Raw genomic sequence first — 14,069 nt, 5'->3', positions numbered from 1 at the left:
AGGAGAGAACCACCATGAAAGTGCGCGCCCAGATCGCAATGGTGCTCAACCTCGACAAGTGCATTGGCTGCCACACCTGTTCGGTGACGTGCAAGAACGTGTGGACCAACCGTCCCGGGATGGAATATGCCTGGTTCAACAACGTCGAGAACAAGCCCGGCATCGGTTATCCCAAGGAATGGGAGAACCAGGACCGCTGGAACGGGGGCTGGAAGCGCCGTTCCGATGGCGCACTCGTGCCGCGCCAGGGCGGCAAATGGTCGCTGTTGATGAAGATCTTCAGCAACCCCAACCTGCCGCAGATCGACGACTACTACGAGCCGTTCACCTTCGACTACGAGCATCTGCACCATGCACCGTCGTCGAAGGCGGCACCCACCGCGCGCCCGCGCAGCCTGATCACCGGCCAGCGCATGGACAAGATCGAGTGGGGGCCGAACTGGGAGGAAATCCTCGGTGGCGAGTTTGCCAAACGCAGCAAGGACGCCAATCTGAGCGGTTTCGATCAGGTGCAGAAGGACATGCTCGGCCAATTCGAGAACACGTTCCTGATGTACCTGCCGCGGCTGTGCGAGCACTGCCTCAACCCGGCTTGCGTGGCGTCGTGTCCCTCCGGCTCGATCTACAAGCGCGAGGAGGACGGCATCGTTCTGATCGATCAGGACAAGTGTCGCGGCTGGCGGATGTGCGTCTCGGGCTGTCCGTACAAAAAGATCTACTACAACTGGCAAAGCGGCAAGGCCGAGAAATGCGTCTTTTGTTATCCCCGCATCGAGGCCGGGCAGCCCACCGTGTGTTCGGAGACGTGCGTCGGCCGCATCCGCTACCTGGGGGTGATGCTGTACGACGCCGACCGCATCGCCGAGGCCGCCAGCGTCGAGAACGAGCGCGATCTGTACCGGGCGCAGCTTGACATCTTTCTGGACCCGAACGACCCGAAGGTGATCGCGCAGGCGCGGGCCGATGGTGTGCCCGAGGCGTGGCTGGAGGCGGCGCGCCGCAGCCCGGTCTACAAGATGGCGATCGATTGGAAGGTCGCCCTGCCCCTGCACCCCGAGTACCGCACACTGCCGATGGTGTGGTACGTGCCGCCGCTGTCACCGATCTCGGCCGCGGCCAATGCCGGGCATATCGGGGCCCATGGCGAGCTGCCGGACGTCGAGCAGCTGCGCATCCCCGTGCAGTACCTGGCCAATTTGCTGACGGCGGGTGATACACGCCCCGTGGTGCTGGCGCTGCGGCGCATGCTGGCCATGCGGGCTTACCAGCGGGCCAAGCACGTCGAGGGGGTGGAAAACCGCCTCGTGCTGACCGAGGCGGATCTGACCCCCGTCCAGGTGGAGGAGATGTACCGCATCATGGCCATCGCCAACTACGAGGACCGCTTCGTCATCCCCACCACCCACCGCGAATACGCCGAGGACGCCTTCGACCTGAGAGGCGGCTGTGGCTTTTCGTTTGGCAACGGCTGCTCCGAGGGGCAGACCGAGACCAGTCTGTTCGGTGGTCAGCGCAAACGCACCATCCCCATCAAGGTCGAGGCCTGAGCCCGCCCCCCACGGAGTGAGACGACCATGAAAACCCCACGACTGACCTATACCCTGCGTGCGCTGGCCTTCTTGTTGCGCTATCCCGATCAGGAGACCCGTGCTCTTGCGCCCCAAGCCGTGCAAGCCCTCGCCGCAGAGGGCGTCGTGCCCACCGAGCGGTTGCGGCGCCTGCGGGCCTGGGTGGACGCATGGCTGCACAGGGACGGCTACGAAGTCGAGGCGGAGTACGTCGAGACTTTCGATCGCGGGCGCAGCACGTCGCTGCATCTGTTCGAGCATGTGCATGGCGACTCGCGCGAGCGGGGGCCGGCCATGATCGATCTGTTGCAGACCTACGAGGCGGCCGGTCTGCGCCTGCACAGCCACGAGTTGCCGGACCATTTGCCCGTGTTGCTGGAGTTTGCCTCGACGCAGCCAGCCGACGTCGCCCGTGGCCTGGTCGGCGAGGTGGCGCACATCGTCAATGCCCTGATCGGCGCTCTGCAACGCCGGCGCAGCGCCTATGCGGACGTGTTGATCGCGGTGCTGGAAGCGTGTGGCCAGCGGGTCGAGCCCGCCGAGCCGGATGATGAGCCGGCGTTGGATGCGAGTTGGTCCGAACCCCAGGCTTTTGGCGGTTGTCCCAGCTCGGCCGCGTCGGGCAGCGAGCGGCCGATTCGATTCGTTCGCCGTCGATCCGAGGCGACGGCGTCCGTCGTGTGATGTCTTTCAGCGGAGCAGGCCATGAACGCGCTCAATGCCTTTTTCTTCAGCGTCTATCCCTACATCTGTCTGACCGTTTTTCTGCTTGGCAGTCTGCTGCGCTTCGATCGCGACCAGTACACCTGGAAGAGCGATTCCTCGCAGTTGCTGCGCGCCGGGCAATTGCGCTGGGGCAGCAACCTCTTCCATGTCGGCATCTTGTTCCTGTTCTTCGGGCACACGGTGGGCATGCTGACTCCGCACTTCGTCTACGAGCCGTTCATGAGCGCGGGCACGAAGCAGGTGCTGGCCATGGTGTCGGGTGGGCTCTTTGGGGTGTTGGGGTTCGTGGGGGTATCGCTGCTGCTGCACCGTCGGTTGACCGATCCCCGTATCCGCGCCACCTCGCGCACCAGCGACATCGTGTTGTTGTGGTTGTTGTGGGCGCAGTTTGCCCTCGGTCTGGCAACCATCCCCTTCTCGGCCCAGCATCTGGACGGCAGCGTGATGTTGATGCTGGCCGAGTGGGCGCAGCGCATCGTGACTTTCCGTTCCGGCACGGCCGAGCTGATGGCCGACGTCGGATGGGTATTCAAGGTCCACATGGTTCTGGGCATGACGATCTTTCTGATCTTCCCGTTCACGCGGTTGGTGCATGTGTGGAGCGGGTTCGCCTCTGTGGCCTATGTCTGGCGGCCGTATCAGATCGTGCGTAGCCGCCGGCTGAGCAGCACCGCAGCGGGGCGTTGAGATGAACCTGCCCCCATCATCCGTGAACGCCTCGACGCAGCGGTCGGCCGAGTCTGATGCGTCGATTCCAGCCGTCAATGGCGTTGCGCTCCTGCGCCCCGGCGAGAGCGTCGAGGACGATGCGCTGCGCGAGCGTGCCTGGGCCGAATTGTTGCGGCAACGCGCGGTGGCGCGTGGGCTGCTTGCACCCAACGCGTCACCTTGGGCCCCGACGCTGGGTGCGCCGGAGCATGCAGCCATCGAGCGCTTGCTGGAGCTCGATGTGGTGACGCCGGTGCCCACCGAGCAGGAGTGCCGACGTCACTATGAAGCGCACCGGGCCCGCTTCACACGCGGCCAGCGCTTGCATGTCAAACACATCCTGTTTGCGGTCACACCGCGGGTGGACGTGTATGCGCTGGCGCGACGCGCCGAGCAGGCGTTGTTGGAATTGTTGCGCCCCCAGACGCCGCCCGAGCGTTTCGAAACCATGGCCCGCGAGCTGTCGAATTGCCCCAGCGGCGCGCAAGGCGGCGACTTGGGGTGGTTGGAGCCGGGCGACTGTGCTCCCGAGCTTGCCAACGAGCTGTTCTACCAACAGGATTCGCAGCTCGGCCTGGGGATCCATCCGCGACTGATTCGCACCCGTTTCGGGCTGCACATCGTGAAGGTGGTTGGCCGACGCGCCGGGGTCACGCCGCCCTTTGAGGAGGTGCGTGAGCGCATCGAGCGTGACTTGAACTTGCGCGCGCGCACCGTCGCCCTACGCCACTATTTGATCCGTTTAGCGCAGGAGGCGGATGTCAGAGGCGTCGATCTCGGTGTCAAAGACGGCGGCTTGTTGCAGTGACAACGGAGTAGACCATGGACGGCGCGCGGGAAGTGCCAGACAACTCGAACGAGCAGACGGTGCGCGACGGCGTGCCGCCGCCAGCGCACCGCTGGTTGGCCGACAGCGGTTTGCGGCCGCTGCGTCTGGCCGGGCGTACCTTGTTGCCCGTCGTGCAAGGGGGGATGGGCGTCGGTATCTCGGCCGGCGGCTTGGCTGGCACGGTGGCGTCATGGGGGGCGGTGGGCACCATTTCATCGGTGGATTTGCGTCGCCTCCATCCGGATCTGATGGCGGCCACTGCGACGCTGGACACCCGTGACCCCAACACGCGGGCGCGCATCGACCGCGCCAACCGACAGGCGCTTGATCGTGAAATCCGTCGGGCGCGTGCGCTCAGTCAGGGGTACGGCTTGATCGCCGTCAACATCATGCGCGCACTGTCGGCCTACGCGGATTATGTGGAACAGGCGCTGGACAGCGGTGCCGATGCCCTGGTCGTCGGGGCCGGTCTACCGCTCGATCTGCCCGAGTTGGCGCAGGATCATCCGCGGGTGGCGCTGATACCGATCCTCTCCGACGCACGCGGGGTGCAGGTGGTGGTGCGGCGTTGGATGAAGCGCGCGCGGCTGCCCGATGCCATCGTGCTGGAACACCCCCGGCTGGCCGGCGGACACTTGGGGGCAGCGAAGGTAGCGGATTTGAACGATCGGCGTTTCGACTTCGACGTCGTCGTGCCCGAAGTCCAGGCCTTTTTGGCCCGCGAGGGTATCGAGCGCGATATCCCCTTGATCGTAGCCGGCGGTATTTCGAGTCACGGCGACATCCAGCGCCTACAGGCGCTCGGAGCAGCGGCAGTGCAGCTCGGCACTGCGTTTGCGGTGACCGCTGAGTGCGACGCCGCCGAGGCGTTCAAGCGTGTGCTGGCAACGGCGCGGCCGCAAGACCTGGTCGAATTCACCAGTGTGGCCGGATTGCCGGCGCGCGCGGTGCGTACCCCATGGTTGGATAAATACCTGCGGCTGCAAGGGCGTTTGCAGGCCATGGCCCACCCCAAGCGGCGCTGCAATATGGGTTTCGACTGTCTGGCACGGTGTGGTTTGCGCGATGGTGTGGCCGACATGGGTCAGTTTTGCATCGACCAACAACTGGGCCACGCCTTGGAAGGCGACGTGCAGCGCGGGTTGTTTTTTCGGGGTGCTGGGCGCTTGCCGTTTGGAGAAGCGATTCGACCAGTGCAGGATTTGCTGCGCTGGCTACTGGGCCAACCAGTGCCTGGAGCCGGGGGAGCGTGAGGGTGCGCGTGAATACCAAGGTTTCGCCCCATCCGCCGTTGCGTCCGGACGCTGCCGCGTGGCACGGACGCTGGCTGTTGGCCGCTCCCCACCGCTTGGGGTTTGCCGCGGCAATGGCGGTGTTGCTGTCGGCGTCCGTGTGGTGGAGCTGGATATTGATGCAGCGTGTGTGGCCGCTGGCACCGCCGCCGCTGGCACTGGCCCCGATTTTGGTGCACGGCGTCGTCATGACGCTGGGCTTCATGCCGCTGTTCGTGGCCGGCTTCACGTTTACCGCCGGTCCCAAATGGTTGGCCATGCCACCGCTGCCGGCTCAGGCCTTGCTTGGCCCCGTGGTGTTGCAGCTGGTCGGCTGGGTGGCGTGGCTGATCGGCGCGCACAGCGGCGTTGTGTGGGCGCTGCTCGGGTTGCTCGCCGCCGCGACGGGACAGGCGTGGCAGATGGTCCGTTTTACCGGGCTGTGCTGGCGCAGTCGCGCGACCGATCGCTGGCATGCCGCCATCATTGCCGCGGCCGGCTGGTCGGGTGTGGCGCACCTGCTGGCGTTGGCCGGCGCCGTGTGGGCACAGGATATCGCGTTGGCCCTGCTGCTGGTGCGCACCGCAGTGTGGCTGTGCCTGGTGCCCACATTCGTCGCGGCCTTGCACCGGTTGGTGCCGTTTTTTACCTCCAACGCGTTGCCCATGGTCGAGCTGTGGCGTCCGTGGTGGGTATTGATCGTGCTGTTGACGGCGGCGGCGGTAGAGGCCCTGTTCGAGGTGGGGGCAGGATGGCGTGAAGGCGGTCCACCGCGAGCGTTGATGCTGGGGCGCGGGCTGTTCGAACTGGTGGTGGGGGCCATCGTGCTGTGGTTGGCCTTGGTGTGGGGCCTGGTGCAGGCACTGAGCATCCGGTTACTGGCCATGCTGCACTTGGGCGTGCTGTGGCTTGGCTTGGCGTTTTGTTTACTGGGCGCCTCTCAACTGCTGGGTTTGCGTCAAGGGTGGCCGCTGCTCGGCTTGGGTGCCTGGCACGCGCTGACGATGGGTTTTTTGGGCTCCATTCTGTACGCCATGGTCACGCGCGTGTCGTGCGGCCATGGTGGGCGCAAGCTGCTGGCCGATCAGGCCACTTGGTGGGGGTTTTGGGCGCTGCAGGCAGCGGTGCTGCTGCGGGTGTCATCGGCGCTGTGGCCGAATGAGTCAGCGGCGTTGGCATTGACGGCCGCCGTGTGGCTGCTGGCCATCGTGCCGTGGGGGCTGCGCCTGTTGTCATGGTACGGACGCCCCCGTCCGGACGGCCGTCCGGGGTGAGCCACGGTGCCCAATTCAGCCGCAACCCAAGGATGAGGACCATGAAGTGTGCCGGCGATGGGGTCGCAGATGGTGCGACGCTGCTCACCATGCCAACGACCGGGGCGAGTGCAGCGTGGGCGCAGGAGTGGATTGCACGACGTCAAACGATCTTGCCCAAGCGCTTGGGCCCCCCCGGCCCCGATGAAGCGCAACAGCAAGCCCTGCTGCGGGCAGCGGCAGCCGCCCCTGATCACGGTCAACTGGTGCCGTGGCGTTTCATCGATATTCCCGCCACGGCGCGCGCAGCCCTCGGGGAAATCTTTGTCCGCGCCCTGAGTGAACGCGATCCCAGCGCCACACCGCAGCAGCTGCAGCAGGCGCGCGAAAAGGCGCGCCGCGCCCCCTTGTTGTGGTTGCTGGTGGTCAATGCCAATCCCGCGCTCACTACAGAGGCGTCCGTTCCCGTGCGCGAGCGCATTCTCAGCGCCGGCTGTGCGGTACAAAATGTGCTGCTGCTGGCCACCGCCATGGGGTACGGATCGGCCCTGACCAGTGGCAAGGCGCTCGACGCCACGCTGTTGCGCGACGCGTTTGCATTGAACGAATACGAACTGCCGGTGTGTTTTCTGAGTATCGGCACCGTTACGCAGGCGCGACCGGTGCGGTCACGCCCCGAGCCTGCGCGTTTTTATTCCATTTGGATGCCCCCTGCAGATCTGGAGATCACGGTATGAATCACGGTTCATGGTCACCATCGAAGGGGCCGCAAGCGGATCACGAGCAACCGTTCGAGTGGCTGCGCGCCTGCCACGACCGGGTCGAGCGCATGCTGGAGCTGTTGCAGCGCTTACAGGACCACGTGGCACGACACGGCGCCGACGAACAAGGGGCGCAGGCGGCGCAGCAGGTGCTGCGCTATTTCGATCTGGCCGCACCGCAGCACCACGAAGACGAGGAGCGTCATGTTTTTCCGCGTCTGCTCGAACGCGGGGATGAGCGGCTGCGGGGCCTCGTGCAGAGACTGCAGAGTGACCACACGGCGATGGCTGCCGACTGGAGCCGGGTGCGGCAGGCATTGCTGCGCTTGCAGGCAGCGCAGGGTGATGCGGCGTGGCGTTGGACGGATGACGAACGCGCCGTGCTGGCACGCTTTGCCCTGCGCTACGAGGGTCACATCGCAGCCGAAGAAGGCGAAGTGTTCGCGATGGCCGAGCACCTCATGACGCCGGCGCAGCGGGTCGAGATGAGCGAGGACATGATGCGGCGGCGCGCCATTGGCAGCAGCCGCGGCGTGACCTGAGGCGCGGTCTTGCGCTCATCCCGATTCCCGTTCCGCGTCCCGCAGCCGCGCCGCAGCAGCCTCAGGCCGCCTCGAAACGGGGGAACAGTACGTTGTTTTCCAGGTGGATATGCTGCATCAGATCATCGACGAACTGCTGCAGGGTGCGATACAGGGCACGCCATGTGTGGCAGGCGTCTTCAGGCAGCGTCAAGTCATGGGTCAACTCGTGCAGACGGCGCAATTGCGCGGCGTGCATGTCGTGCTCCTGGCGCATGACGCCGATGGGAAAGCGCGCCATGGGTGAGCCGCCGGCCGCCAGCAGTGGAAACAGGACCTGCTCTTCTTTTTCCATGTGGGCCAGCAATTCGGCTTGCATGGTCTGCAAATGCTGCGCCAGTCCGGCCGGCACGAGGGCATGCCCCGCGTGGACGGCTTCCACTTTGTTGGCCAATCGGATCAGCTCTGGCAATTGCTGTCGGTGAACCTCGTGGTAGCGTTGCAGGATGTGTTCGATCAGGTCGGTCGGCTCGGCAGGCGCCACGGCGGTGTGCATACCGGTTGCCAGACGCTGCAGTTCTTCGATGACGCGGGCGGGATCCGTGTCGCGTTGCGCACAGGCTTCGCGCAGGCTGCGTTGGCCACCGCAGCAAAAATCGATCCGATAGCGCCGCAGGATGTCGGTGGCGCCGGGCAGCCGTGCGGCAATCTCGCCGACGGTGCAGTGGTCGAGGTCGAGGGGCATCGTGGTCGTCATGGTGCACAAAAAGTGTATATGGGATGCATATTATGAACCTTTTAGCCACCCACCGCTATCCTCATATCGGCCGATGTACTGGTCCACCATGACGGACAATCGACCCATGCGACTGACACTTTGGACCGACTACAGTTTGCGCGTGTTGATGCATTGCGCGGCGTGCCAGGCGACCGGCCGCCGCGCCACGATCGCCGAGCTGGCCCGTTTGCACGGCATTTCGCGCCATCACCTGACCAAGGTCGTGATGGCGCTGGTACACGGTGGTTGGCTGCAGGGACAGCGTGGCCGCGGCGGTGGGTTGCGCCTGGCGCGCGCCGCCGACGACATTCGTCTGGGTGACGTGGTGCGCTGGGCCGAACGTGATTTTCAGCTCGTCGCCTGCATGGCGCCCGGCGCTGCGCAAGCGCCGCAAGCGTGTCTGCTGATGCCTGGATGCCGGTTGCGCAACGCCTTGCAAGTGGCCTTGCAAGCCTATCTAGGGGTCTTGGATAGCTACACGCTGGCCGATTTGGCAGCCAGTGGGTTGTCGCCAGCGGGGACGCATCAGTTGCCGATCAGGGTGCTCCAGAAACCGGCCGGATGACGCCAAAGAGCGGCGCCGACGATGTGCGCCGCCACCAGTAGCGCCAGGATGCCGGCGCTCGCGCGAGCAGCTTGGGTCTGAGCGCGTCGCAGGGCCCAGGTACCACAGACGACGTATAGCACCAACAGTGCCCACTTGGTCCACAGCCACACCGGGATGGCGTGGACCCAGCCTGCGCTCAACAGCAGACCGACCCCGCCGGCCAACAGCACGCTGTCGATGACGATGCTGAGGCCACGCACGCCGGCGCGCAGCGGCCAAGCCGCTCCTGCGAGTCTGCCCAACCAGCGCGCGGTAAACAGGCTCAGGCTGATGATCACCGCGCTCACATGGACCCAAAACCAAAAAAGAGGGAGCGTCATGGGCGATATTCAGGGAAGTTTCGGCAGTCGACGCCGAGCAGGCGCATGGCTGCCGTGCACGCTGTCCTGCCCAGTGCCGTTCGATGTCTGAGTGGCTGTGCTGCGTGGACCGTGCATGGTAGGGTGTGTGCGGCGTTGCGCAGCGTTTTCGTCAGCGCTGCAACAAAAAGGTCGCGCTGGCGTGCACGGTTTCGGCGTCGGCGTGGACGGTGAACGTCACCGGGTACGCCCCAGGTGCCAGTTGCGCCGCCTGTGCGTGCGGCAGCACCAAGCGCACCGGTACCCGCGACTGCGCGGCGGCGGGCAGCCAGTGCGAGGGCACTTCGCTGTCGACGTGCAGTTGGGGCAATCCACTGGCTGATACCGTGAATCCGATGGTGCGTTCGGTGCGGTTGGTGATCAGGAGTTGATAGGTATTTTCCACGCCTGCAGCGCTGAGGGCAGCCAGCGTGCCGCGGTCACGCAGCGCGTCGACGGCGACGCTGGGCCGTCCAGTCAGCGACACGGCGATTGCTGCCAGTGTGCCGATCAACAACACGCTGTAGGCCACTACCCGCGGGCGCAGTAGGTGCGCCAGCATCCCCCGCCAGCCGCCACCAGTGCCGAGGCCGCGCGCCGTCGTGTAGCGGATCAGGCCGCGCGCGTAGCCTAGCTTGTCCATGACCGTATCGCAAGCGTCGATACAGGCGGCACAGCCGATGCATTCGTTTTGCAGGCCGTGTCGGATATCGATGCCGGTGGGACAGACCTGCACACACAAGGTGCAATCCACGCAGTCGCCCAACCCGAGTGTACGTGGATCGGCTTGGCGCGAGCGCGCGCCACGCGGTTCACCGCGCCCACTGTCGTAGGCGATGATGAGCGAGTCGCTGTCGATCAGCGCACTTTGGAAGCGAGCATAAGGGCACATGGTTTTGCAGATTTGCTCGCGCAGCCAGCCCGCGTTGGCATAGGTCGCGAAGGCATAAAACGCTATCCAGAATGTCTCCCACGGACCGAGGCTGAAGGTGGCCAGCGCGTGTAGGAGCTCGCGCATGGGGGTGAAGTAGCCAACGAAGCTGACGCCGGTGATGACGGCCAGCGTGCCCCACAGCAGATGTTTGGCGATCTTGCGTGCCAGTTTGCCGCTACCCCATGGGGCGGCATCCAGCCGCATGCGGGCGTGCCGATCCCCCTCGGTCCAGCGCTCGATCGCCAAAAACATTTCGGTGTAGACGGTCTGCGGACACGCGTAGCCACACCACAGCCGCCCCGCAACAGCCGTGAATAAAAACAAGGCCAGCGCAGCGGCCACCAGCAGGCCAACCAGATAGATCAGATCCTGTGGCCACAAAATCCAGGCGAAGACGTAAAAACGCCGGGCTTCCAAGTCGAACAGTAGTGCCGGCCGGCCATTCCAGGTCAACCAGGGCAGGCCCAGGAACACCAGCTGGGTCAGAACCACCATCGCTCGCCGCCAACGATCGAAGCGCCCACGCACTGTACGGGGGTAGATTTTGACGGGTGACTCGTACAGTACGCCAACGACGCGGCTGGGCGCAGGATTGGGGGGGCGGTCCATCCATATATTATGCATTCTATATACATCTTTTGTGGTGCCGCAGGGCGCGGTCCAAGCGCCGCGTGGATAGGAATGGCAAGCGGCCTGGCGCAGACCCCGCGCGAGCGCCCGGTCAAGCCGTTTGGCAGCCGGTCACAGGCCCAGCTTGCTGGCAAGAGCGTCCATGCGAGCTTGTACGGCGGTATCCATCGCGATGGAACGCCCCCATTCACGCGATGTCTCGCCAGGCCATTTGTGGGTGGCGTCCAATCCCATCTTGCCACCCAGTCCGCTCACGGGCGAGGCGAAGTCCAGATAATCGATGGGCGTTCGTTCGATGAGTACGCAGTCTCGGACCGGATCACAGCGGGTGGTCAGCGCCCACACCACATCGCCCCAGTCACGGATGTCGATATCGTCATCGACGACGATGATAAATTTGGTGTACGAGAACTGCTGCAGGCAACCCCAGATGCCCATCATGATGCGTCGTGCGTGCCCCGGGTAGCCTTTACGAATACTGACGACGGCCAGACGGTAGCTGCACGCCTGAGGCGGCAAGTAAAAGTCTACGATTTCGGGAAATTGGCGCTGGAGCAAGGGGATGAACAGCTCGTTGAGCGCCATGCCCAACACCGCCGGTTCATCTGGCGGCTTACCCGTATAGGTAGAGTGGTACCAGGGGGCGCGGCGCCGCGTGATGCGATCGACCGTCAATACCGGAAATTCGGCCACCTCGTTGTAGTAGCCGGTGTGGTCGCCAAAAGGGCCCTCGGGTGCGTGTTGCCAGCCGCTGGGGTGGTCGGGGTCGGGGTAAATGTGACCCTCGAGTACGATTTCGGCCTGGGCGGGTACTTCCAGGGGCACGCTCAGAGCGGGTACCACTTCGGTGCGCGCGCCGCGCAAAAGCCCAGCGACGTGGTACTCAGACAGCGCATCGGGCACGGGCATGACCGCCGCCAGGAGGGTTGCCGGATCGGCGCCGATGGCCACGGCCATTGGAAACGGTTGCCCGGGGTGCAGCCGGGTATGCGCCAGAAAATCTTGTGCGCCGCCGCGGTGCGCCAACCAGCGTATGATGAGCTGATGGCGCGCCAATCGCTGCTGGCGGTAAATGCCCAGGTTCTGGCGCCGTTGCAGCGGGCCACGGGTGATGACCACGCCCCACGTCAGCAGGGGAGCGGCATCGCCAGGCCAGCAGTGTTGCAACGGTAGTGCCTCCAGGTCCACTGCCGCACCTTCCAGTACCTCTTCTTGACAAGGGGCATCGCGTACCGTGGCCGGGCGCATGTGCCACAGCGCACGCGCGGTTCGCCCCAAGCCGGCGACTTCACCCCAGTTCTCCGGTATGCGTGGCTCTTTGAGGTCAGCCAGCCACTGTCCGAGCCGGCGAAGCTCCGATACATGCTCCAACCCCAGGGCGCGTGCGATGCGCTCGGAGGAACCAAACAGGTTGGCCAGCACCGGTATGGTGTAGCCTTGGGGGCGCTCGAACAGCAATGCGGGTCCGCCACGGCGCAGGACACGGTCGCACAAGGCGGTCATCTCCAGGTGCGGGGACACCGATTCCTGGATGCGGCGCAACTGCCCGCAGCGCTCGAGCTCGGCGGCGAATGCGCGCAGACTATCAGGTGCTTTCATGCGACAGGGCGAGCAGACGACGCAGCGGTGTGCAATCCCGTCCAGCGCGCCGCTGCAGCGTACTCGATGCCGAGCAAGTCCAGCACACGCGCCACGGTCGCGTCGACCACATCGTCGATGGTTTGTGGATGCAGGTAAAACGCGGGCATCGGTGGACAGATCACCGCCCCGAGCTCGGCCAGCATGCTCAAGCGGCGCAGATGTCCGAGATGCAATGGGGTCTCGCGCGGCACCAGCACCAAGCGTCGCCGTTCCTTGAGCATCACATCGGCAGCTCGCGTGATCAGGTTGTCGCTCAGACCGTGGGCGATGGCCGCAACGGTTCGCATCGAGCAAGGCACGATGGCCATCGCATCGCAGCGGAATGAACCGCTGGCCGGCGCTGCACCGATGGCATCGACGTCGTAGACGACGTCGACCAGGGCAGCCAGTTCGCCCACATCGCGCTGCAACTCGTGGCGCAGCGTGCTCACACCCGCAGCCGACACCACCAGGTGTCGCTCCAGTCCCGGGCAGTCACGCAACGCCAGCAGCAGACGCCACCCGTAAATCGCACCACTGGCACCGGTCAGCGCAATGAGCACGCGTCGAGGTGACACGTCATCTCTCCTTCGCTCAGCCGGCATGCGCTGCTATGCTTGCCGGGGCGGGTGTCGGTGCAAGGTGCAATTCGCGCACCTGCGCGCGTACGCGCTGCAGCAGCATTTGCGCCTGCTGTGGCGAAACGTCTTCGTGCATGCGCTTGCGCAATCCGTGCTCGTACAGCATGTGGTACTGCGTGGGTTCGACACCATGTCGCTGCAGGCAGTGGCGCACGCAGGCCAGCGGACATCCATCGATGGCGACGATCGGACGGCCAGAACGTGCCAGCCGCACCAAAGGCGCGACATCGCCCCCTACGCCTGCGATGCACGACATCTCGGCCTCACCCTCGCGGTCCAGACGCACGGCGATGTAATTGGCCAACTGAGCGACGTTGGAGCAACCCGAACAGGCATAAACCAACGGCAACCGATGACGGTCAAGAGTGTTCATGGCGGTGGTCAGCGCAAGACAATGGAGGGAGGGTATGGCGCACCAGCGAAGGCCACTGCGCGGGCGGCGGCAGGGCTTGCCAGAAGGAAGGTAGCTCAACGGTATCGAGGGTGTTTTTGAGCAACAAACCGAGTTCCGTGTCGCCTTCCATGTGTAGCCGCCGATTGAAAAAGAGGGTGTCGGCGTCGATTTCGCGGCGCGCCAGGCGAATGAAATCGATTGCTTTGGCGCCGATGGTCAGGTCCGCGGCGCCGTTCCCGGTGCAGGGGCGAAATAGGCCATCGTGCACTGTGACGTCGAAACGGACATCGATGTCTTGCACCAGCAGCCGAATTCGCCGGCCGCACAAAGTGGTCAACACCTCGCTTGGTATGCGTGGCCGTAGCGCCGCATTGAGTGCCAAGGCTAAGGCAACGCTGCCCGGTAGCCCGGGCAGGCGACGCACGAGCGCCCGCAGTGGGGCGGGCATGGTGGCGACAGGCGCTGGTGGGGAGGGGGACGACATGGGCAG

Annotated in this window: 16 protein-coding genes; 9 read left to right on the top strand and 7 right to left on the bottom strand. The window is 64.9% G+C overall.

Annotated features, from left to right (window positions below; translation table 11 throughout):
* The first annotated feature begins 14 nt into the window (after positions 1-14).
* From narH to Tfont_RS08010, 8 genes are read left to right on the top strand one after another with little or no spacing between them, the layout of a single operon-like run.
* Positions 15-1,547 carry a nitrate reductase subunit beta gene (gene narH / locus Tfont_RS08045; protein ID WP_068607855.1) on the top strand — a complete coding sequence of 511 codons (1,533 nt, stop codon included), beginning with the start codon at positions 15-17 and terminating at the stop codon, positions 1,545-1,547.
* A 27-nt stretch (positions 1,548-1,574) separates the two neighbouring features.
* Positions 1,575-2,252, top strand: a complete 678-nt coding sequence (gene narJ, locus Tfont_RS08040; protein ID WP_143969044.1) for a nitrate reductase molybdenum cofactor assembly chaperone — start codon at positions 1,575-1,577, stop codon at positions 2,250-2,252.
* 21 nt (positions 2,253-2,273) lie between these two features.
* Positions 2,274-2,981, top strand: a complete 708-nt coding sequence (narI, locus tag Tfont_RS08035; protein WP_143969043.1) for a respiratory nitrate reductase subunit gamma — start codon at positions 2,274-2,276, stop codon at positions 2,979-2,981.
* A 22-nt stretch (positions 2,982-3,003) separates the two neighbouring features.
* Entirely contained in the window at positions 3,004-3,810 is an 807-nt protein-coding gene (locus Tfont_RS08030; protein WP_260682320.1) for a peptidylprolyl isomerase, read from the top strand.
* Positions 3,811-3,824: 14 nt separating this feature from the next.
* The gene (locus Tfont_RS08025) at positions 3,825-5,084 is read left to right on the top strand and encodes an NAD(P)H-dependent flavin oxidoreductase (protein ID WP_143969041.1); all 1,260 of its coding nucleotides are present in this window, start codon (positions 3,825-3,827) and stop codon (positions 5,082-5,084) included.
* 8 nt (positions 5,085-5,092) lie between these two features.
* Positions 5,093-6,376: an NnrS family protein gene (locus tag Tfont_RS08020; protein WP_260682319.1), complete on the top strand. Its 1,284-nt coding sequence runs from the start codon at positions 5,093-5,095 to the stop codon at positions 6,374-6,376.
* 41 nt (positions 6,377-6,417) lie between these two features.
* Positions 6,418-7,092, top strand: a complete 675-nt coding sequence (locus Tfont_RS08015; protein WP_260682318.1) for a nitroreductase family protein — start codon at positions 6,418-6,420, stop codon at positions 7,090-7,092.
* Entirely contained in the window at positions 7,089-7,658 is a 570-nt protein-coding gene (locus tag Tfont_RS08010) for a hemerythrin domain-containing protein (protein WP_143969040.1), read from the top strand. Before Tfont_RS08015 ends, Tfont_RS08010 begins: the two co-directional genes overlap by 4 nt.
* Positions 7,659-7,719: 61 nt before the next feature.
* Here the strand turns inward: Tfont_RS08010 and ytfE are convergent, their stop codons facing one another.
* The gene (ytfE, locus tag Tfont_RS08005) at positions 7,720-8,382 is read right to left on the bottom strand and encodes an iron-sulfur cluster repair protein YtfE (protein WP_143969039.1); all 663 of its coding nucleotides are present in this window, start codon (positions 8,380-8,382) and stop codon (positions 7,720-7,722) included.
* 100 nt (positions 8,383-8,482) lie between these two features.
* On the opposite strand from ytfE, the gene Tfont_RS08000 reads away from it, so the two are divergent.
* Positions 8,483-8,980, top strand: a complete 498-nt coding sequence (locus tag Tfont_RS08000; RefSeq protein ID WP_260682317.1) for an Rrf2 family transcriptional regulator — start codon at positions 8,483-8,485, stop codon at positions 8,978-8,980.
* On the opposite strand, the gene Tfont_RS07995 is transcribed toward Tfont_RS08000, so the two are convergent.
* From Tfont_RS07995 to ubiT, 6 genes are all read right to left on the bottom strand, one after another.
* A complete protein-coding gene (locus Tfont_RS07995; RefSeq protein ID WP_143969038.1) occupies positions 8,941-9,342 on the bottom strand; it encodes a SirB2 family protein in 402 nt (133 codons plus the stop codon). The two genes, Tfont_RS08000 and Tfont_RS07995, sit on opposite strands and share 40 nt — an antisense overlap.
* A 151-nt stretch (positions 9,343-9,493) precedes the next feature.
* Entirely contained in the window at positions 9,494-10,903 is a 1,410-nt protein-coding gene (gene ccoG / locus Tfont_RS07990; protein ID WP_143969037.1) for a cytochrome c oxidase accessory protein CcoG, read from the bottom strand.
* Between the two features lie 132 nt (positions 10,904-11,035).
* Positions 11,036-12,523, bottom strand: a complete 1,488-nt coding sequence (locus tag Tfont_RS07985; RefSeq protein ID WP_143969036.1) for a UbiD family decarboxylase — start codon at positions 12,521-12,523, stop codon at positions 11,036-11,038.
* The gene (locus Tfont_RS07980) at positions 12,520-13,107 is read right to left on the bottom strand and encodes a UbiX family flavin prenyltransferase (RefSeq protein WP_313906461.1); all 588 of its coding nucleotides are present in this window, start codon (positions 13,105-13,107) and stop codon (positions 12,520-12,522) included. The genes Tfont_RS07985 and Tfont_RS07980 overlap by 4 nt, the downstream gene beginning before the upstream one ends.
* A gap of 31 nt (positions 13,108-13,138) precedes the next feature.
* Positions 13,139-13,558 (bottom strand): putative zinc-binding protein, encoded by a 420-nt coding sequence (locus Tfont_RS07975; RefSeq protein WP_143969034.1) that lies wholly within the window; start codon positions 13,556-13,558, stop codon positions 13,139-13,141.
* A complete protein-coding gene (gene ubiT / locus Tfont_RS07970) occupies positions 13,545-14,027 on the bottom strand; it encodes a ubiquinone anaerobic biosynthesis accessory factor UbiT (RefSeq protein ID WP_185974500.1) in 483 nt (160 codons plus the stop codon). Before ubiT ends, Tfont_RS07975 begins: the two co-directional genes overlap by 14 nt.
* Positions 14,028-14,069: the final 42 nt, after the last annotated feature.

The sequence above is a fragment of the Tepidimonas fonticaldi genome, assembly GCF_007556755.1.
In the GTDB taxonomy this organism is placed as follows: domain Bacteria; phylum Pseudomonadota; class Gammaproteobacteria; order Burkholderiales; family Burkholderiaceae_C; genus Tepidimonas; species Tepidimonas fonticaldi.
Note: the sequence above shows the minus strand (reverse complement) of the source record. Positions and strands in the feature narration are given on the sequence as shown.